Raw genomic sequence first — 18,148 nt, 5'->3', positions numbered from 1 at the left:
GTTGGAATGGAACCTATAATGGGAACCCGATGCCAACAAGTGATTATTGGTTTGTTGTAGAGTATAACGAGCCTAATACAGGTAGCCGTAAGGAATTTAAAGCCCATTTTACCCTGAAAAGATAAATCGTATGAATTTAAAAAAGTATTGTTTAATAGCGAGTTTAGCACTGTTTTCAATCGTTGGAACAGCTCAAGAAGGATTACCTATATATTCCGATTATTTAACGGATAATTACTATTTAATCCATCCATCTATGGCTGGTGTTGCTAATTGTGCGAAGATTAGATTAACAGCAAGAGCACAATGGTTGGGACAAGATGAAGCTCCAAACTTACAAACATTGAGTATTAACAGTAGAATTGGAGATTCTCAATCTGCAATTGGAGGGATTGTATATAACGATAAAAATGGATATCATTCTCAAACAGGAGCCTATTTAACGTATGCACACCATTTGATGTTTTCAAGAAATGAGATTGATCTCAATATGTTGTCTTTTGGGTTAAGTGCTGGTTTAATTCAGTATAAATTAGATGAAACAGAGTTTTTAGCTGATGGTTTTGATCCTATTATTGCTGGTGTAGAACAAAGTGCTACGAACTTTAATGTAGACTTTGGGTTTTCTTATCACTTTATTGATTTCTATGCGCACGCTACAGTTAAAAACGTATTGAGTAATGAAGGGATTAACTTTAACGAACAAGGTTTGAGTTATGACAATTTAAGAACTTACTTATTTTCTGCAGGAAATACATTTCATAAGTTTGGCAGTGACTGGAGTTTTGAACCATCGGTAATGTTTATGTATAGAGATGCAACAGAAGAAGCGTCTATAGATATTAATGCCAAGGCTTATAAAGATATGGACTTTGGTAAGCTATGGGGAGGAATTTCTTACCGAAGAAGTTTAGATGGTGCTGAGTTTTTAGATGGTTCGGGTGTGAGCAGTCAAAAATTACAATATTTTACGCCTTTTGTTGGTGTTGATTATAACAACTTTGTTTTTGCTTATACCTATTCTTATCAGGCAAATTCAGTGGTATTCAATAATGGTGGTTTTCACCAAATCACATTAGGTTATAACTTTAATTGTAGAAAAGAGAAGTACGAATGTGACTGTCCGGCAATTAACTAACTAGCTATAAATAACATAAAAAAAGTCTCGATAATTATCGAGACTTTTTGCGTTAGTGATGGAGGTATTGTTGAAGCTCTCCTTACGCCTAGCGGAAGGAAGCGACTACCGAGAGCACGACCATGACTGAGCTCCCGCGAACGTCGTGGTAACGCCCTCATATTACCAGCTATACTTCTTGTTTTTGGCTTGGGTTTTAATGGCTGTTATCATGGCATTTTCTAAGCCGTTATTTGTTTCGGTTTGTTGCGACTTGATGTACAACCTGCGTTTTTCGTTTAATTGCTGAATTTCTTTTTGAACTGCCTCACGTTCGGCACGCTTTTGAGCAACATAAGCTTTAATTTCGGAAACGCTTTTCCCTTTAAGTTCTTCGGGAAGTTCGGTCTTTTTTAAATCCTCGTATCTGAAATTTTTTTCCTGTTCGGCATCAACCAAATCCCATGTTGCATTTTTATACAAATGGGAACTTTTACTCACCGTTCGACTCACTGCATTGGCTTCGCTATAACCTTCGGCATTATCATCTTGTTCTTCCTGAAGTTTCATTTTTTTCAACCCAGAACTGCCGTAGGCAACATAGGTTTTGTTAAGTTTAAGATTGAGCTGAAGAATTTTATCGTCATAAGGCGTAGCCACATAGGTCGTAGCATGATTATGATTAATTGCCATATAATCGCCATGAGCTAAATCGGCACCTTCTTTCCAGTAAGTAGCAATGCCTTGGTTATAGTCTCCACAAAAAATGGTATTGACACTTACATCATTTTTATGAGCTTGTTTCGCAGCGTCTTTATAACTTATTTTTCCTTGTGAAAAAGGCTCGTTTCCTGCGATAAAAATTAATTTTAAATCGTCTGGATTATCACCCCATTTTAATTGGTTTAATGAGGTTTGAATCACATGACCACAGTATTCATTTCCGCCATTAGTAGTGAGAGAAAATAACTGCTTTGAAATCTCATCTAAATCGTCGCTAAACGCCAGTACTTGTCTTATAAATCCTTCGTCTCCATTGAGTCTGTCATTTCCATATTCATAGAGTGCAATTTGAAGGTTGGGCTTTTCGTCACCACATTTTGCATAGGACAGTTCGTTTACGATTTCCCATAACTGTGCTTTGGCCTGATCAATGAGTCCGTCCATACTGTTACTCGTATCCAGTAACAAGGCCACTTTGATAAATTGCTTGTTTTGGTGATGTGTGTTTGTTTCAGCAAACGCTATAGGCTCACTGTGTTTTTTCTCATTTGCATTGCAGGATAAAAATGTTATCAAGCAAAAGACGAGAATGAAAGGTTTAACTATTGTTTTCATTTTTTTATCGTTTTTAATTAGTACTTGTTATAGGTGTTATTGTTGTTCCTTCGAAGGCAATTCTTTGGTCAAAAGCAGAGATGAGTTCAGAGAGTTCATACACATTTTTATAGCCATAACCATACAGATTGATATAGGTTGGAATATTGAGTGCCAGTGTAATTTCTTTGTCCTTTTCTGAAGGCTTTACAATTAAAGATTTTGTTGCAAAATGGATTTGATCACCTTCAAAATTGTTGTTGCAATAGATTAAAATTGTTGTATCCTTATTAGGAATCAGTGCAGCTAAATTAGCTTGCGTAAAGTCTGAAAAATTTAAATGTACAGCACCTTTTATATGTTTCTTATCATACATGTCTTTGGAACGTGTATCTAAAATAATCACGTTGTCTTTTGTGCTTTTAGATAAGAAGGTATTACAATCTACCAAACGTTTTTTACGATGATTTTTTACCTCTTTTACTAAGGTTTCAAAATCGGAATAACTCACTTTGGCTTTTCGGGATTCTGGGAGTTCATTTTGACTTGTCGAGCACATTAAAATGCTCATAAAGGTGACTAAGACGATGGCTTTCATAATAAGAATTGTTAATCGGTTTGTAATGCTTTGATATCTAAGGTTCCGTTTGGAGACACGACATAGTATTTGTGTTTGATTTCGGTTTTTACGATCGGTTCGGCTTTTGCTTCTTTCGGTTTTGGAGCATATTGAAGCCTGATATTCATACCTATTTGTACAACAGGTTCTAAAATGGATGGATTAACCACCACATCATAGTTTTCGTAAGATAAAGGCTGATAGTAATAAGAGGTTTGCTTTTTTGCAGTTGTAACCCCTTTTTTCTTTTTAATGGCTTCAAATGAGACGCTGTTAAAGGCTTGATAACTTTGATAAAAATCCTTTGGGAAATAACAGTATTGATCGTCGGCAATGGCGACATTGTAAGTGCTAAGATCAAAGCCTAAAACCTTGTAATAGGCCTTCTTTTCTTCAATAAGTTTTAAGAGTTTGGTTTGAAGGTTTTTATAGACTTCGGCAATGTTTTCAATGTAATAATCTACTTTAACTAAATTGTAGATTTCGCTTTTGGCACAAGCCGTTAAAATGGTTTCAAACTGATTGGTTTTGGTAAATTGAATATGAAGGTTTTGCTGAAGTTCGAATCCGTTAGGAACCTCTGTATAAGTTTTACTGAATAACTTTTTCTGAACTTCAATTTCGTAATTAGGTACAAAGGAAATTACATCAATGGCAAATGCGTCTTCTGTGATTCCTATGGATTTTAACTGACTTTTAATTTTATCAACCCGTTGATTCATGAGTAAATTGGTACTGTCGGCTGTTGGGCCAATTTGCGACACATTAAAAATGGCAGTATAAGTTGTTGCCTCAACATTTTGAAGTGCTTTAACGTCGATGAATACGGTTGTACTCGGATTTAAAATTTTGTTGATTTGTTGTTGTACTGTCGGATTGTAAATAGTTGCATTACCTGAGTGTAAGACATTTTGCCTGGAAATGGCGTCATAATTACCTTTGTGTTGAGCGAAGGCTGTTGTCATGGTGATTAACATAAGCAACAGGCATAGAGTGCTGTTTTTCATTCGTTTTCGTTTTTTGATTAATGCTGTAAACTTAGAAGCATCTTTTTTTAATAAAAAGTGAGAATGAGTTAAGTCGTACCTTGAATGAGTGTAAGTGCTATACAAATGAGTTAACCTATCTATTTGATTAGCAATTTTGCGATTGTAGCCAGTTTGCTATTTTATTTAATCAATTAAAGTATGTAAGTTTATTCCGTTCAACTAAAAGATCTCCATTTTTATGGACGTATTAATGAAACAAATAATAAGCTATAGTCTATTTATGTTGCTGTTTTTTTCCTTCGGAAATCTAACAGCTCAGAACAATAGAAGCGAATACAAGAAAGAAGAGGCTCCCTTTTTTACAATTAGAGGCTCGGTGAGACATAGTGATAGTTACCAACCTATTTCTAAAGTCAATATTGAAGTCAATGGTGGCGCCTACACCATGACAGATGCTAATGGAGCTTTTACTATTAAAGCCCGAAAAGGAGATGAATTAGTGATTCGACATAAAGATTTTGAAACCGTTTACCATATTATTGAAAACGACGACAGAATTACCGTAGAAGTTGATCCCGCTGATGATGTTCAATTAAAAGACACCAAGTTTAAAAGAGGTGTAAAATCGTTTAATGCTTTAATTGATTCGGTGTCTAAATACCGAAAATTAGATGTAGAGAAAAGTATTGCTTTTGTAGGCGATGCGTTAAGACAAAGTACTTCACAACAGCAAAATGCAGAAGCCTATTTAGTGTTAGCTGAAGTATATATGCATTGGAAACAATTTGATTTGGCGGTCACTAATTATAGAGTAAGTCTTCAAAATAAAGAAACGAATGAAGCCAAATTAGGCTTAGCCAAAGCCTATGAACGCAATAAAAATTACCAGGAAAGCCTTGAGACGTATAATGCCATCGACAAAACACAGTTAGGAAATTATCAATTAGTAATGCTTTATGAAGGTTTAGGCGATGCGTATTATAATATTAAAAATTATAAAGCTTCTATTGCTGCCTATGAAAAAGGGTTAAATGTGGCAAATAAGCATATTATAAAACCTAAAATTGTAGACCTTAATTCAAAAATTGCTCAGGCTTATAATGCCAGTGGAAAAATTGATAAAGCACAAGGATTTTTTAATAATTCTTTAGATTTAGCTGAAAAGGAAACAAAAAAACGCGCTTTAGAAGAAAAGGTAACGGTAGCCGATTTTCAAAATACCAATCGTAATTATTCCGAAGAGATTGAATTAAGAAAAGAAATTGTTGAAGATGTTGAAGAAGTAGAGCGTGATTCGATCATAGAAAATGAAAGTGCGCTTACACTTCAGAAGCAAAATTATAAAATTGGTAATGCTTATTTTTTACAAAAGGATTATGCAAATGCAATTCCGTATTTAGAAAAAAGTAGGGATGAAGCCGATGCTAAAGGGGATTTGGTAGTTAAAAAGGATGCGACAAAAAAATTGTCGGATGTTCATTTTGATGCTGGAGATTATGAAAAAGCTAAGGAAGAATTTGAAGCCTACAAATATGTGGTTGACGAATTGTACATTAAACGCGAGCAAGAACTGTCTCAGGCCGATCGTTTTAGACGTAATATTATTGAGCAGCAAAACCGAATTACAAGTTTAGAAAGCGATCGTGCCCTAACCACAAGTTTAACCGAAGAACGTAATAAAAATCAACAGCTGGTCATTTATATGCTCATTACCGGATTGATTTTACTCTTGATTACAGCGTTTTTTATGTTTAAGTACATCAAGCAGCAACGCTTAGCTAATAACTTGTTGGCCTTAAAATCTTTGCGAAGTCAAATGAATCCGCATTTTATATTCAATGCTTTAAACTCTGTTAATAGCTTTATCGCCAGTAATGACGAACGTACAGCAAATAAATATCTTTCCGATTTTTCGCATTTAATGCGAGCCGTTTTAGAAAATAGTGAGGAGGATTTTATTCCTTTACAAAAGGAAATTGAGTTATTAGACTTGTATACTAAATTAGAGCATTTCAGATTTCAGGATAAGTTTGATTATAGTATAACTGTTGATGAAGATGTGATGGTTTCTGAATATCAGATTCCGCCAATGCTATTACAACCTTATATTGAAAATGCTGTATGGCATGGGTTACGCTATAAAACTGAAAAAGGTCATTTATTTATTACTATTTCTAAGAAAAGTGATACTGAAATCACGATTACTGTAGCCGATGATGGGATAGGACGACAACGTTCTAAAGATTTAAAAACCGCAAATCAGCAGAAACAAAAATCAAAAGGCATGGGCAATATTAAAAAGCGTGTGGCCATTCTTAATGATATGTATAAGGATAAAGTAGACGTATATATTGATGATTATCAAGAGGCGGAAGATACAGGAACCAAAGTAGTAGTAACGTTAAAAAAAGATTAAATGAAACTAAGATCCATCATCGTAGAAGATGAAGAAACAAGCCGGGAAATTCTCAAGAATTACCTCAAAAAGTATTGCCCTAATGTTGAAGTGCTTGGCGAAGCTGCAAATGTAGAAGAAGCTTTGGTGTTAATTCGTAATACCCAATTGGATTTAGTGTTTCTCGACGTTGAAATGCCTTACGGAAATGCCTTTGATTTGTTAGATAAAGTAGGTGATATTAATTTTGAAACCGTTTTTGTAACGGCCTATAATCATTATGCTATCGATGCCTTGAATGCACATGCTTCCTATTATTTAATGAAGCCTATTTCTATTGATGAGTTGATTAAAGCTGTCGATTATGTGACTGAAATTAAAGAAAAAGAAGATGCCTTACAAGATCAGGTGCTTGTACCTAAAACCAATAGTGTCAACGGAAAAATAACCATTCCGCAGCAAGATGGTTTCGAAGTTTTAGAAACGGCAGATATCTTATATTGTAAAGCCGATGATAATTACACCGAAATATATCTCAACACCAATAAAAAGAAACTGGTAAGCAAGACCTTAAAATATTTTGAAGAAGCTTTAAACGATGGGCCATTTGCCAGAGTGCATAAAAGTTATCTGGTGAATGTCAATGAAATTAGAAAATACGTTAAAGGTAAAGGCGGCAGTGTTGTGTTAAGCAATGGTAAAGAAATTATGGTTTCAGCCTCTAAGAAATCAGATTTATTGTCTTATTTTAAATAGTATGAAACTCTTTAAGTACATTCAGCTATTACTAGTGTTGCTATCACTTTTTGTGTCTTGTAATAAGATTGCAACTAAAGAAAAAGTGCCATCAGAAAAGCAGGTTAGTAAAGACAGCAACATCACTAAAATTAGATCTACCGATATCGATACTTTAGGCAGAATTTTAGACTTTAGTAATCATCAACCGATTAAGGTCGAATTTAGATATACATTAATTGACAATTCAGGAAAGAATGACAGACTTTCTGTTCCTGGACCTTCCGATTCTAGTTTAGAAGCGGTTTTGTATTTTGATAAGAAAACTTTTAAAGCCCTAGAAGATTTTGAATTAAATCTAGAATGGATTGAACAGCACCACAATAAAGAAATATTTAATTTTGAATGGTTGCCTCAAGATGTTCGTCAAGAATTAGAACAAGATGATAGACCCAATTACAAAGGGCATCCCGATTTTTTCTTCGGAACAGGTGTTAACGGGAAAGCCTGGTATTTGGATCAAAAAATAATACTTACAACTTATACCAACTAAACGATTATACTATGCCAGTCATAAAACCAGTAAAAGGAATACATCCACAAATACCGAACGATTGTTATATTGCCGAAAACGCTACTATTGTTGGCGAAGTTACTATGGGACAGCGTTGTAGTGTTTGGTTTAATGCTGTAATTCGAGGAGACGTTCATTTTATAAAAATGGGTAATCAAGTGAATGTGCAAGATGGCGCAGTGATTCATGCTACCTATCAAAAATCACCTACCACAATTGGGAATAATGTGTCTATTGGACATAATGCGATAGTTCATGGTTGCACCATTCATGATGATGTTTTAATTGGAATGGGAAGTATTGTGATGGACGATTGTATTATAAACAGCAATAGTATAATTGCAGCAGGCGCTGTAGTGACAAAAGGCACCATTGTGGAGTCGGGTACTATTTATGCAGGTGTGCCAGCAAAAAAAGTAAAAGACATCAGCAGTCAATTAATTTCGGGAGAGATCAACCGAATTGCAGATAATTACGTCAAATATTCAAGTTGGTTTAAGGACTAGTAGGTCTATTTAGGACGAATAGGAGTCTTTTTAACCTTAATATTTTATTAGGTTTTATTTAGTAAATCTCAGATTCAGAAGATTAAAAATCTAAGTACTTCACGCTAAACCTATCTTTTAAAATGGCTTCCATGACCTTTGGGTTTCCGTTGGAAAAAAAGCTGTTTTCGGGCCTGCTTTTGTTTTCATTTAAAAGGTTGTGCTGTTTTAAAATAAGTTGCGTTTGTTTGGCAACCGCTAATCCCGAATCGATAATTTTAACATGCTTCGGAAGCAGTTCTAATAAAACAGGCAGCACGTAAGGATAATGAGTACAGCCCAATACCAAATAATCGATATCTGCTTCTAGCATAGGGTTTATATACGATTTTAAAAGGGTTTTCATTTCATCACTGGTCGCTTTCCCAGTTTCTACTAAAGGCACAATACCTTCTCCAACTTGTTCAATTACTGTAATACCATTACTATACAAATCGGTTGTTTTATGAAAAAGTGCACTACTTAAAGTACCTTTGGTAGCTAAAATTCCGACAGTCTTAGTTTGTGTATTGAGTGCTGCAGGTTTAATGGCAGGTTCGATACCAATAAAAGGGATGTCGTAGGTATTTCGTAAATAAGAAATTGCATTAGTTGTAGCTGTATTGCAAGCAACCACAATGATTTTACAGTTTTTTTCTAAGAGTAATTCGGTGTTTTTAATGCTTAATCGCAGTATCTCTTCTTGAGATTTATCACCATAAGGTGCATTTTTGCTATCGGCAAGATAGATGGTATGTTCATGAGGTAAAAGGGCATGAATCTCTTTAAAAATAGAGGTGCCTCCAACTCCAGAATCAAAAATACCAATGGGTTTATGATGCGTCTTCATAATTACAAAAATAAAAAAGCCACTTATTAAAAGTGGCTTCCTTGTGTTTTATTTAAGTATTCTTAATTTAGAATCCTAATTCTTTCTTTACATCAGCTAAAAGATCTTTTCCAGCTGCGACTAAAACACCACCACCTTGAGTAGAGTCTAGTACGTATTCAAAACCTTGAGCATTTGCTACTTTTTCGATAGCTGCTTTTGCTTTTTCAAAAATAGGTTTTAATAAAGCGGCTTCTTTTTTTCCAATATCTTCTTGAGCTCCAGCTTGATACTCACGAATACTTTGCTCCATTTCTTGTACTTCTTTAGCACGTTTTGTGTTCTCTTCTTCAGTTTTAGTATCTACTTCAGCTCTGTATTGTGTGATTTTATTTTGAAGTGTCGTCACCATTTCTTTGTATTGTGCATCGTAAGTTTTAGATAACTTTTCGATTTCTGCTTGAGCAGCCTTCATCTCAGGCATAGCTTGCACCAATTCTGTTGTATTAATATGTGCAACTTTGCTTTGTGCTGTAGCAAGGTTTGTTGTTCCAACAAACAATATGGCTGCGAATAAAAGGGTTTTTAAGTGTTTCATTTTTAAATTTGTTACGTGTTATAATTATTGTTTTTAGTTATCATCAGGAACGGAATCTTTTGCTTTATTCTTTGCTTCCCGTTCTTCTTTTGCTTTTTTACGTTCTTCTAATATTTTCTTTTTACGTTCTTCTAGTGCTTTTTTTCTAGCTTCACGATCTTTTATTTTTTGTTGTCTTTTTTCTTCAGCAATTTGAGCAGCGGTTTTTTCACCTGTACTGGTTTTAGCTTGAGTAGAGTCTTGTGTTTTAGTGTTTTTGCCTCGTTCTGCATTAGGAGGTGTTTTGGTATTGGCACTATCTCTTTCGGCTTTAGCTTTAGCTCTATCGTCTAATATTTTTTGACGTTTTGCGGCTGCAGCAGCTTTAAGAGAATCTCTACGTTTTAATTGAGCTGCTTGACGTTCAGCAATTTCTGCTTCACGCGCTGATTTTTTCTCTTCAATTGCTTTCTGGCGTTCGTCTAATTCTTCGTTTATAACTGGAACAACATCTTCTTGTTCTGCTTTTTGACGTTCTGCTCTTGATTTTGCTTGCGTTCGTTTTGATGAACGTGTGATACTTCTAATAACCAGTTCACTTAGGTCAAAACGGTCGGCAGAAAATAACATGACAACATCAGCAGATTTATCAAAGATGAAATCATATTTTTTACCACTTGCAATTTCTTGAACAGCATTAAAGATTTGGTCTTGTATAGGCTGAATAAGTTGTTGTTTTTGAATCATTAAATCGCCATTAGGTCCAAATCGCTTTTGTTGATAATCCAAAATTTCGGCTTCTTCAAAAGAAATGTCTTCTAAGCGTTCTTCGTATAATTCTTTTGTTAATAATACGCTTTCACTATTTAATTGTTTCTTTTTTGAATCAATTTCGTTAAGACGTTGCTCGATCTCTGTTTTCCATTGTTGCACTTTTTGGTCAAGTTGAGAACTAGCTTCTTGATATTCAGGAATATTTTCTAATATATATTCGGTATCAATATAGCCTATTCTTACACCACGTTGTGCATTAGAAACAAAGCTCATTAGACTTAATATGGTCACTAAAAAAAGAACTTTACTTTTCATCTGTATAATTTTATTATTTATGATATCTATTATAAACTTTAAAAACGACAGATTAAATTACGACTCTGTCATTGTGTTTAGTTTTTCAAATTAACGAAATATATTTAGAAAAATTTTAACACAGACATTTAAATCGTCTTATTGTTAATAGAAAATATCGTGCCAAATTAAAATTGTTGTCCAATTATGAAGTGTGTTTCCCATCCATTTTTAACTGTTTGACCTGGAAGCGCATCAAATCCGTGACCAAAATCAATACCTAATAATCCAAATGCTGGCATAAAAATTCTAAGTCCGAAACCAGCAGAACGATTAAGATTAAACGGATTATAATCTCTAAAATTATCGAAGGATGCACCTGCTTCAATAAAGGTTAATCCGTAAATTTTTGCCTGAGCTCCTAAGGTAATAGGATAACGTAATTCAAGAGAAAACTTGTTATAGATAGATCCACCATCTTGAGAAGATAGCGATTGATTAGGATATCCACGAAGCTGAATGACCTCTCTACCATCTAAGGCAAAGTTTCCTAAACCGTCACCACCTAAAAAGAAACGCTCAAAAGGAATCACACCACGATCTTGGTTATAAGCACCAAGGAAACCAAATTCTAATCCAGATTTAATAACGAGTTTATCTACAAGTCTTGTGTACCAATCTCCTTTAAATTTTACTTTATAAAACTCAAGCCAGTTAAAACGTTCTTGATCAATTTCACTAATTCTAGCAGCATCATCAGTATCAGTAATATCTAATCCGTCACGTTCTTCTTTAAGTGCTTCGTAATCGACATTGTTAAATAACGAGTATGGTAATGATAATTTAGCTGAAATAGAAAAACTAGAACCACCAGTTGGGTAAATAGGATCGGTATATAAATTGTTTCTGGTTAAACCAACCGTATACGATAGGTTATTAGAATAGCCATCGCCAAACGTAAATAAACCTGTGTTATAGTTTTTTAGGTCGTAATGCTGAAATGCGATAGACTGAGACAATCTAAAGTAATCGTCTGGCTCTTTAAGACGTTTTGAAATTCCTACAGAAATTCCAGTGATATTAAATCGTCGATCTTTATCAGCGCGTCCTGTTGCTGCATTGTATAAAAATTGTCTGGTATGAGAAATCGAAGTCGATAACTGTGTTGGACGCTTTCCGCCTAACCAAGGTTCAGAAAACGAGAAGCTATAGGTTTGGAAAAACTGTGATGCTTGTAAACGTAAAGCTAAACTTTGTCCGTCACCTGAAGGAATTGGTTTATAAGCTTCTTTATTGAAAACATCTTTAATCGCAAAGTTGTTGAATGATAAACCAAGTGTACCAATAAAACCACCGCCACCGTAACCACCTTGTAGTTCGATTTGGCTTGAGCCACGTTCTACAACTTGGTATTCAATATCTACAGTACCATCCTGCGTATTGAAGTTTTTCATATTAGGTGTAAGCTGTTGGGCATCAAAGAATCCAAGTTGTCCTAATTCTCTAATACTTCTAATCACATTACTTTTACGATACAATTGACCAGGTTTTGTTCTTAATTCTCTATAGATAACATGGTCGTTCGTTTTATCATTTCCAGTGACACTTACATTATTGAAGTACGCTGGTTTTCCTTCCGAAATTCTAATCTCCATATCAATAACGTTTCCTTCAGCACTAGTCTCTACTGGGTTTATAGTTGAGAACAGGTAGCCACTATCTTGATAAAGATTGGTTAAATCTGGAGCATCAGGCTTGGTGTTATCTGCAATACGCTTACGTAATTCGACACCATTATATGTAGAGCCTTCATCAATTTTAATATAACGTTTTAAGTACTCATCAGAATATACTGTGTTTCCAACAAATTTGATTTTACCAAACTTGTATTGTTCACCTTCTTCAACGTCGATAAAAAGAGTTACGGTTTTATCATCTTGGTAAACGATAGAATCTGAAAGCACACGTGCATCACGATATCCTCTTTCTTTATAGGCATCTACAACGCTTACTAAATCTTCTTGAAAATCGTCTTTAATATATTTTGAACGCTTAAAAATTCGAATCGGATTTTTTTGCTTGGTATTTTTCATGGCTTTTCTAAGTTTCTTATCAGAAACTTTCTCATTGCCATTAAAGATGATTTTATTAATTTTCACTTTTTCACCGCGATCGATATATACTAACATATCAACACGGCTTTTTTCAATAGAATCGTTTGTGATTTCTTTGGTGTTAACAGTAACTTTAGTGTTTAGAAAGCCTTTTTTCTTATACTTATTAGCAATATAATTACGGGTTGTTGTAATTAAGTTTTCGGTAACTTTTTTTCCTTTATGAAGATCGTTTTCCTTTATTAATTCTTCAATTTTATTCTTCTTTACACCTTGAATGGTAATCTCATTAAGCTCGGGTAAATCAATAAGATTTATTTCTAAATAAGCTTTGTTTCCTTCAGTCTTTGCTAAGTAGACGTCAATACTACTAAATAGCTTAGAGTCCCAGAGTTTTTTAATGGCATTACTAATTTGTTCACCAGGAATGACGATTTCTTCACCCACTTTTAATCTTGAAAAAGAGATGACAGTGCTAGGATTAAAATTGGTGTTTCCTGTCACCTTTACCTCTTCTAAGATGTATTTTTTTCCTTGATTGAAATCGGATTGTTGAGCAACTATTACATTAGAAGTAATTAAAATAAATGCTGTAAGTAGTGATTTTATGTAAGTTTTCAAAAGTAAGTAGTTAGCTAAGTTGTTCACTTGTTTTTCCAAATCGTCGTTCTCTATTTTGATAATTAATCAAAGCTTCATAAAGGTCCTTCTTCTTAAAATCAGGCCAAAGAATGTCTGTAAAATATAATTCAGCATAAGCAATTTGCCATAATAAAAAGTTGCTTATCCTTTGTTCACCACTAGTTCTAATCATTAAATCAACATCTGGCAAATTATGCGTGTAAAGATGCTTATTTATAATTGATTCGTCAATACTTTCAACAGAAATTATATTATTTTTAACTTTATCTGTTAATTCTTTAATAACCTTAATAATCTCCTCTCTAGACCCATAACTCAAAGCTAGAGTTAAAGTCATATGTGTATTATTTTTGGTTTTATCAATAACTTCTAAAAGTTCTTCATGCGCTTTTTTTGGCAAATCCTTAAGATTTCCAATAGCCAAAAGTCGGATATTATTATCCTGTAAGGTCTTAATTTCTTTTTTTAATGATTTTACTAGAAGTTTCATTAAAGTTTGAACTTCTAGTTTAGGACGTTTCCAGTTTTCAGTAGAAAACGCATAAAGGGTTAGGTTTTTAATCCCTATTTCTGCGCTGGCTTCGACGACGTCTCTTACAGACTTCGTGCCGTTTTCGTGACCAATAACTCTAAGCAAGCCTTGTTGTTTTGCCCAACGACCATTACCATCCATAATAATAGCTACATGATTTGGTAATTTGTCGATTTGTATTTGATCTTTCAAGTTCATATTAAAAATTGCAATAGCATGGTCGCTGACCAAATGTATAAGTTAATGTAAAACCTGTAAAGACATACCAGTCATTACTATTAATGTTTCCGAAGCTAAAATTTTCTCTAAAAGGATCATCTGGAACACTGCCATCTATTTCATCAGAAAAGGTATAACGCGCACCAACTTCAAAACCTAAAATTAAGTGGTTTGTGATATTGCTTTTTATACCCAATGTTATCGGGATTCCTAAAGCCCAACTGCTTGTGTTTTCAGAAGTATATACGCCCGAATTATCAAAATAATAATTATCGTGCTTTGCTGTAGAAATTCCTGAATATAAGTAAGGAGTGACCTTAATTCCGCTTTTATGTAAATCAAAATCAACAAAGGTGAATTCCATTCCAGCCGAAATTTCTAGCAGATTACTATCAAATGAGTAATTTCTTTCTTTTCGTCTTGGATCATCAGATTTTGAATCTTTTCCTTTTAAATCAGCATATATAACAGAAATCCTCCATGAATGTCTCGGGCTACGGTTCCATTTAAACAAGAGTCCAAGTGCTGGAGAATCTGGAGAAATATAGGTGGTTGAGCCTACATCACCAATAAAGTTACTTCCACCTGCAAACACCCCAACTTCATAGATTTGAGACTGACTGGTTTGCACGAAAAATGTACTCAATAAAAATAAGATTAAATACCTCATAAATTTTTAAAAGTTTGCAAATATAATAAATATGAATTGCCTATGGTAATTTGTGGCATATTGTCTTACAGAAAACTGATATTATAAGGATTTATTGCATGATTAGGGACTCAGTTTCGCTTGTCTTCGCCCCAAAGCATTTTCTTTCTCAAGGTATCGATAAAGCTTTCGTCTAAAAGTTCTACCATCTTAATTTTAAATGCTGCTTTTTTTATAGTGATAAGTGTGGCATTAGATAAGGTGATAATTCTAGAGTCTAATGACATTAAATGCTGGTCTTCTCGACCATCAACTTTAAGTTTAATGGTGGTGTCATCTGGAATAACCAGTGGTCTGGCATTCAGGTTATGAGGTGCAATAGGTGTTAACACAAAACCATCAGCATCGGGCGTAATTACTGGTCCGCCACAACTCAACGAGTAACCTGTTGAGCCTGTAGGTGTCGCTATTATGAGTCCGTCAGCCCAATACGAAGTTAGATATTCATCATTGAGGTGCGTTTCAACAATAATCATCGAGGTGGTGTTTTTCCGGCTCACAGCAATTTCGTTAAGTGCAAAATTGGTATCTTTCAAATCCTTACTACCAGGATTTGTTTCTACACTTAATAAAGTGCGCTCAGAGGTTTTATAATTACCGTTGAGAATATGCTCAATGGCTGTTTCTATTTCATCAATTTGTATAGTTGCTAAAAATCCGAGACGCCCAGTGTTGATACCAACAATTGGTATCGAATAATCTCTTACATACGTCACCGCTCTTAATATGGTGCCATCACCACCAATACTAATGAGGAGGTCAAAACTTTCATTCAATTCGGAAAATGAATGTATGGATTCTTGGTTTTTTATAGCTTCGGAAGTGTGCTCAAAAAAAGACTTTTCTATATAAATATCAACCTTATTTTTTTGCAGAATGCTGATGAGTTCATCAAAAGATTTTGAAGATTTTTCAGGATAGTACTGACTGTAAACCGCGACCTTCATAGTTATATGTCTAAGTATTTTTTAAGATATTCTGAACGCTCTTTCAAATTTTCAACATAATTGTCTTCTTCATGACCAGAAATAATATTGTAACTGTAACGTCTAAACGTTTGAATGACATCATTTAAACCAGTATTACCTATTTTTAAAGTAATCTGAATCACATCGCTTTCCATTTTTGAAATAAAAGCACCTAAAATTTTGGCGTCGTTCGATTCAACAATCTGACTAATTTCACTAAATGAATAATCCTGAATACCTTTTTCAACAATTAAAATGCCTCCAGGTTCAGCAAAAAAAGGCGTTTCATTAAATAAACCTATAATATCTCCAAGTTCATAATAGCCTAAATAATTATTGTGCTTATCTAACACAGGCATAATATTGCAGGAGTTTTGAGCAAAGGTTTCTAAAACATCCAACCAATTAGTGTCAGGTCTTACAAAAAAGCCATCAAGTGCGTAATTACAATCAGCAATAGTTTTTTGAGATTCAAAACAATGCGAATCAGTTTCAGAAATACAGCCTTGATAAACACCATTATTTTCAACAGGAATATGCGAATAGGTTAACTCATTAAAAATAAGCTGAACATCACTCACCTTATCGTTAATGTTAAGAGGTTTTATATCGTTAATAATGTATTCTTGTAATGGCATAATCGTCTTAAATTCTACTGCAAATTAATTAAAAATTACCACAATAAGCGTTAACTACTTTGTATTTTTGTATTCTAAATTATGGATATATGACCAAGTTAAGTGTAAATATTAATAAGATAGCAACGTTGCGAAATTCACGTGACGGGCAAACACCAAATGTTGTACAGTTTGCTAAGGATGTGCAGCGATTTGGAGCCGAGGGTGTTACAGTGCATCCAAGACCAGATGAGAGGCATATTCGTTATCAAGATACAAGAGATTTAAAACCCGAAGTGTATACCGAATTTAATGTTGAAGGCAACCCAATTAAATCGTTTATGGATTTGGTTTTAGAGGTACAACCTACACAGGTGACTTTGGTGCCAGATGCTGTTGATGCTTTAACTTCGGATGCAGGATGGGATACCATTAAACATAAAGATTTTTTAACTGAAGTGATTTCTGAATTTAAATCTAATGGTATTCGTACTTCAATATTTGTCGATCCGGTTTTAGATATGATTGAAGGTGCTAAAGCTACAGGAACTGACCGAATAGAGCTTTACACCGAATCTTTTGCACACCAATACGGATTAGGCAATGGAAAAGCGATTGAACCCTTTACTAAAGCAGCTGAACTGGCTAATAGTATCGGGCTCGGCGTTAATGCAGGACACGATTTGTCATTAGACAATATTAAATTTTTTAAGCAACATATTCCTGGCTTATTAGAAGTTTCAATTGGACATGCTCTGGTATCTGAAAGTTTATATCTGGGCGTTGAAAATGTCATACAAATGTATTTACAACGATTACAATGAAGTTACACTCTCAAATTATAGGTCAAGGCCAACCATTTATTATTCTCCACGGATTTCTGGGAATGAGCGATAATTGGAAAACCCTTGGGAAAAAATTTAGCGAAGCTGGTTTTGAAGTTCACCTTGTAGACCAACGTAATCATGGCCATAGTTTTCATGATGACAATTTTAATTATGAGGTGCTAGCCGATGATTTAAAAGCGTATTGCGAAACACACCAACTGAAAGACATTGTGCTTTTAGGGCATTCTATGGGAGGAAAAACGGCCATGCTCTTTGCAACCGAATACCCAGAACTGGTTTCCAAATTGTTGGTGGCCGATATTAGTCCGCGCTTTTACCCAATCCATCACGATACTATTCTTGCCGGATTGAGCGCTTTAGATTTTAACAAGATTAAAAGCCGTGGCGCAGCCGATACTCTATTATCGCAATATGTTTCAGACATTGGTACACGTATGTTTTTGCTTAAAAACTTGTATTGGGTTCAAAAAGGACAATTAGGACTGCGAATTAATTTAGACGTTTTAAAAGATAATGTGTCTGAAGTTGGTGAAGCACTTCCTATGCATTCAAAATTCGAAAAATCAACACTGTTTCTCAGAGGCGATAAAAGTGAATATGTCATCCCGAACGATGAAAAATTAATCAAACAGCACTTTCCGAAGGCAAAAATAGTAACAATATGTAATGCCGGACATTGGTTACATGCCGAAAATCCTGAAGACTTCTATAATGCCGTGGTGAATTTTGTTTCGGCTTAAAAATCAAATACCTTT

General features: G+C 34.5%; 19 protein-coding genes. 8 read left to right on the top strand and 11 right to left on the bottom strand.

Annotated elements, in window-relative coordinates; genetic code table 11:
• Both N4270_RS15085 and N4270_RS15080 read left to right on the top strand, forming a co-directional pair.
• The coding region (locus tag N4270_RS15085) for a T9SS type B sorting domain-containing protein (RefSeq protein WP_260098184.1) at positions 1-125 on the top strand (125 nt) is incomplete at its 5' end.
• A 5-nt stretch (positions 126-130) separates the two neighbouring features.
• Positions 131-1,138 (top strand): type IX secretion system membrane protein PorP/SprF, encoded by a 1,008-nt coding sequence (locus tag N4270_RS15080; RefSeq protein WP_260098179.1) that lies wholly within the window; start codon positions 131-133, stop codon positions 1,136-1,138.
• 162 nt (positions 1,139-1,300) lie between these two features.
• Here N4270_RS15080 and N4270_RS15075 read toward each other — a convergent pair whose 3' ends face one another.
• The 3 genes from N4270_RS15075 to N4270_RS15065 are packed head-to-tail and all read right to left on the bottom strand — an operon-like array spanning position 1,301 to position 4,060.
• Positions 1,301-2,455, bottom strand: coding sequence for a VWA domain-containing protein (locus N4270_RS15075; RefSeq protein WP_260098178.1), 1,155 nt, complete (start codon positions 2,453-2,455; stop codon positions 1,301-1,303).
• Positions 2,456-2,468: 13 nt separating this feature from the next.
• Entirely contained in the window at positions 2,469-3,032 is a 564-nt protein-coding gene (locus tag N4270_RS15070) for a rhodanese-like domain-containing protein (protein ID WP_260098177.1), read from the bottom strand.
• Positions 3,033-3,043: 11 nt separating this feature from the next.
• The gene (locus N4270_RS15065; protein ID WP_260098176.1) at positions 3,044-4,060 is read right to left on the bottom strand and encodes an SIMPL domain-containing protein; all 1,017 of its coding nucleotides are present in this window, start codon (positions 4,058-4,060) and stop codon (positions 3,044-3,046) included.
• Between the two features lie 232 nt (positions 4,061-4,292).
• On the opposite strand from N4270_RS15065, the gene N4270_RS15060 reads away from it, so the two are divergent.
• The 4 genes from N4270_RS15060 to N4270_RS15045 are packed head-to-tail and all read left to right on the top strand — an operon-like array spanning position 4,293 to position 8,252.
• Positions 4,293-6,458, top strand: coding sequence for a histidine kinase (locus tag N4270_RS15060; RefSeq protein ID WP_260098175.1), 2,166 nt, complete (start codon positions 4,293-4,295; stop codon positions 6,456-6,458).
• Positions 6,459-7,193, top strand: coding sequence for a LytTR family DNA-binding domain-containing protein (locus N4270_RS15055; protein ID WP_260098174.1), 735 nt, complete (start codon positions 6,459-6,461; stop codon positions 7,191-7,193).
• A gap of 1 nt (position 7,194) precedes the next feature.
• Positions 7,195-7,725, top strand: coding sequence for a hypothetical protein (locus N4270_RS15050; protein ID WP_260098173.1), 531 nt, complete (start codon positions 7,195-7,197; stop codon positions 7,723-7,725).
• Between the two features lie 11 nt (positions 7,726-7,736).
• Positions 7,737-8,252 (top strand): gamma carbonic anhydrase family protein, encoded by a 516-nt coding sequence (locus tag N4270_RS15045; RefSeq protein WP_260098172.1) that lies wholly within the window; start codon positions 7,737-7,739, stop codon positions 8,250-8,252.
• A gap of 82 nt (positions 8,253-8,334) precedes the next feature.
• Here the strand turns inward: N4270_RS15045 and murI are convergent, their stop codons facing one another.
• The 8 genes from murI to N4270_RS15005 all read right to left on the bottom strand — a co-directional run bounded on the left by murI (position 8,335) and on the right by N4270_RS15005 (position 16,566).
• Complete coding sequence (murI, locus tag N4270_RS15040) at positions 8,335-9,120, bottom strand: glutamate racemase (RefSeq protein ID WP_260098171.1); 786 nt, start codon at positions 9,118-9,120, stop codon at positions 8,335-8,337.
• 67 nt (positions 9,121-9,187) lie between these two features.
• Positions 9,188-9,697, bottom strand: coding sequence for an OmpH family outer membrane protein (locus N4270_RS15035; protein WP_260098170.1), 510 nt, complete (start codon positions 9,695-9,697; stop codon positions 9,188-9,190).
• A 33-nt stretch (positions 9,698-9,730) separates the two neighbouring features.
• Positions 9,731-10,765, bottom strand: coding sequence for an OmpH family outer membrane protein (locus N4270_RS15030; RefSeq protein ID WP_260098169.1), 1,035 nt, complete (start codon positions 10,763-10,765; stop codon positions 9,731-9,733).
• Between the two features lie 167 nt (positions 10,766-10,932).
• On the bottom strand, positions 10,933-13,479 hold the full coding sequence (locus N4270_RS15025; RefSeq protein ID WP_260098168.1) for an outer membrane protein assembly factor: 2,547 nt from the start codon (positions 13,477-13,479) through the stop codon (positions 10,933-10,935).
• Positions 13,480-13,489: 10 nt separating this feature from the next.
• On the bottom strand, positions 13,490-14,230 hold the full coding sequence (locus N4270_RS15020; protein ID WP_260098167.1) for an isoprenyl transferase: 741 nt from the start codon (positions 14,228-14,230) through the stop codon (positions 13,490-13,492).
• Position 14,231: 1 nt separating this feature from the next.
• Positions 14,232-14,921 carry a DUF6089 family protein gene (locus N4270_RS15015; protein ID WP_260098166.1) on the bottom strand — a complete coding sequence of 230 codons (690 nt, stop codon included), beginning with the start codon at positions 14,919-14,921 and terminating at the stop codon, positions 14,232-14,234.
• 110 nt (positions 14,922-15,031) lie between these two features.
• A complete protein-coding gene (locus N4270_RS15010) occupies positions 15,032-15,907 on the bottom strand; it encodes an NAD kinase (protein ID WP_260098165.1) in 876 nt (291 codons plus the stop codon).
• Positions 15,908-15,909: 2 nt separating this feature from the next.
• Positions 15,910-16,566: a CBS domain-containing protein gene (locus tag N4270_RS15005; RefSeq protein ID WP_260098164.1), complete on the bottom strand. Its 657-nt coding sequence runs from the start codon at positions 16,564-16,566 to the stop codon at positions 15,910-15,912.
• An 89-nt stretch (positions 16,567-16,655) separates the two neighbouring features.
• On the opposite strand from N4270_RS15005, the gene N4270_RS15000 reads away from it, so the two are divergent.
• Entirely contained in the window at positions 16,656-17,369 is a 714-nt protein-coding gene (locus N4270_RS15000; protein ID WP_260098163.1) for a pyridoxine 5'-phosphate synthase, read from the top strand.
• Positions 17,366-18,133 (top strand): alpha/beta fold hydrolase, encoded by a 768-nt coding sequence (locus N4270_RS14995; RefSeq protein WP_260098162.1) that lies wholly within the window; start codon positions 17,366-17,368, stop codon positions 18,131-18,133. Before N4270_RS15000 ends, N4270_RS14995 begins: the two co-directional genes overlap by 4 nt.
• The last annotated feature ends 15 nt before the right edge of the window (positions 18,134-18,148 follow it).

It is taken from the genome of Psychroserpens sp. SPM9, from assembly GCF_025153525.1.
Lineage (GTDB): Bacteria > Bacteroidota > Bacteroidia > Flavobacteriales > Flavobacteriaceae > Psychroserpens.
Note: the sequence above shows the minus strand (reverse complement) of the source record. Positions and strands in the feature narration are given on the sequence as shown.

Bases quoted from the DNA above. Each gene is read 5' to 3' on its own strand.
- N4270_RS14995 (WP_260098162.1), top strand. From the start codon at position 17,366: ATGAAGTTACACTCTCAAATTATAGGTCAAGGCCAACCATTTATTATT.
- N4270_RS15030 (WP_260098169.1), bottom strand. From the start codon at position 10,765: ATGAAAAGTAAAGTTCTTTTTTTAGTGACCATATTAAGTCTAATGAGC.
- N4270_RS15015 (WP_260098166.1), bottom strand. From the start codon at position 14,921: ATGAGGTATTTAATCTTATTTTTATTGAGTACATTTTTCGTGCAAACC.
- N4270_RS15065 (WP_260098176.1), bottom strand. From the start codon at position 4,060: ATGAAAAACAGCACTCTATGCCTGTTGCTTATGTTAATCACCATGACA.
- N4270_RS15010 (WP_260098165.1), bottom strand. From the start codon at position 15,907: ATGAAGGTCGCGGTTTACAGTCAGTACTATCCTGAAAAATCTTCAAAA.
- N4270_RS15080 (WP_260098179.1), top strand. From the start codon at position 131: ATGAATTTAAAAAAGTATTGTTTAATAGCGAGTTTAGCACTGTTTTCA.
- N4270_RS15070 (WP_260098177.1), bottom strand. From the start codon at position 3,032: ATGAAAGCCATCGTCTTAGTCACCTTTATGAGCATTTTAATGTGCTCG.
- N4270_RS15075 (WP_260098178.1), bottom strand. From the start codon at position 2,455: ATGAAAACAATAGTTAAACCTTTCATTCTCGTCTTTTGCTTGATAACA.
- N4270_RS15045 (WP_260098172.1), top strand. From the start codon at position 7,737: ATGCCAGTCATAAAACCAGTAAAAGGAATACATCCACAAATACCGAAC.
- N4270_RS15005 (WP_260098164.1), bottom strand. From the start codon at position 16,566: ATGCCATTACAAGAATACATTATTAACGATATAAAACCTCTTAACATT.
- N4270_RS15050 (WP_260098173.1), top strand. From the start codon at position 7,195: ATGAAACTCTTTAAGTACATTCAGCTATTACTAGTGTTGCTATCACTT.
- N4270_RS15020 (WP_260098167.1), bottom strand. From the start codon at position 14,230: ATGAACTTGAAAGATCAAATACAAATCGACAAATTACCAAATCATGTA.
- N4270_RS15060 (WP_260098175.1), top strand. From the start codon at position 4,293: ATGAAACAAATAATAAGCTATAGTCTATTTATGTTGCTGTTTTTTTCC.
- N4270_RS15035 (WP_260098170.1), bottom strand. From the start codon at position 9,697: ATGAAACACTTAAAAACCCTTTTATTCGCAGCCATATTGTTTGTTGGA.
- murI (WP_260098171.1), bottom strand. From the start codon at position 9,120: ATGAAGACGCATCATAAACCCATTGGTATTTTTGATTCTGGAGTTGGA.
- N4270_RS15055 (WP_260098174.1), top strand. From the start codon at position 6,459: ATGAAACTAAGATCCATCATCGTAGAAGATGAAGAAACAAGCCGGGAA.
- N4270_RS15000 (WP_260098163.1), top strand. From the start codon at position 16,656: ATGACCAAGTTAAGTGTAAATATTAATAAGATAGCAACGTTGCGAAAT.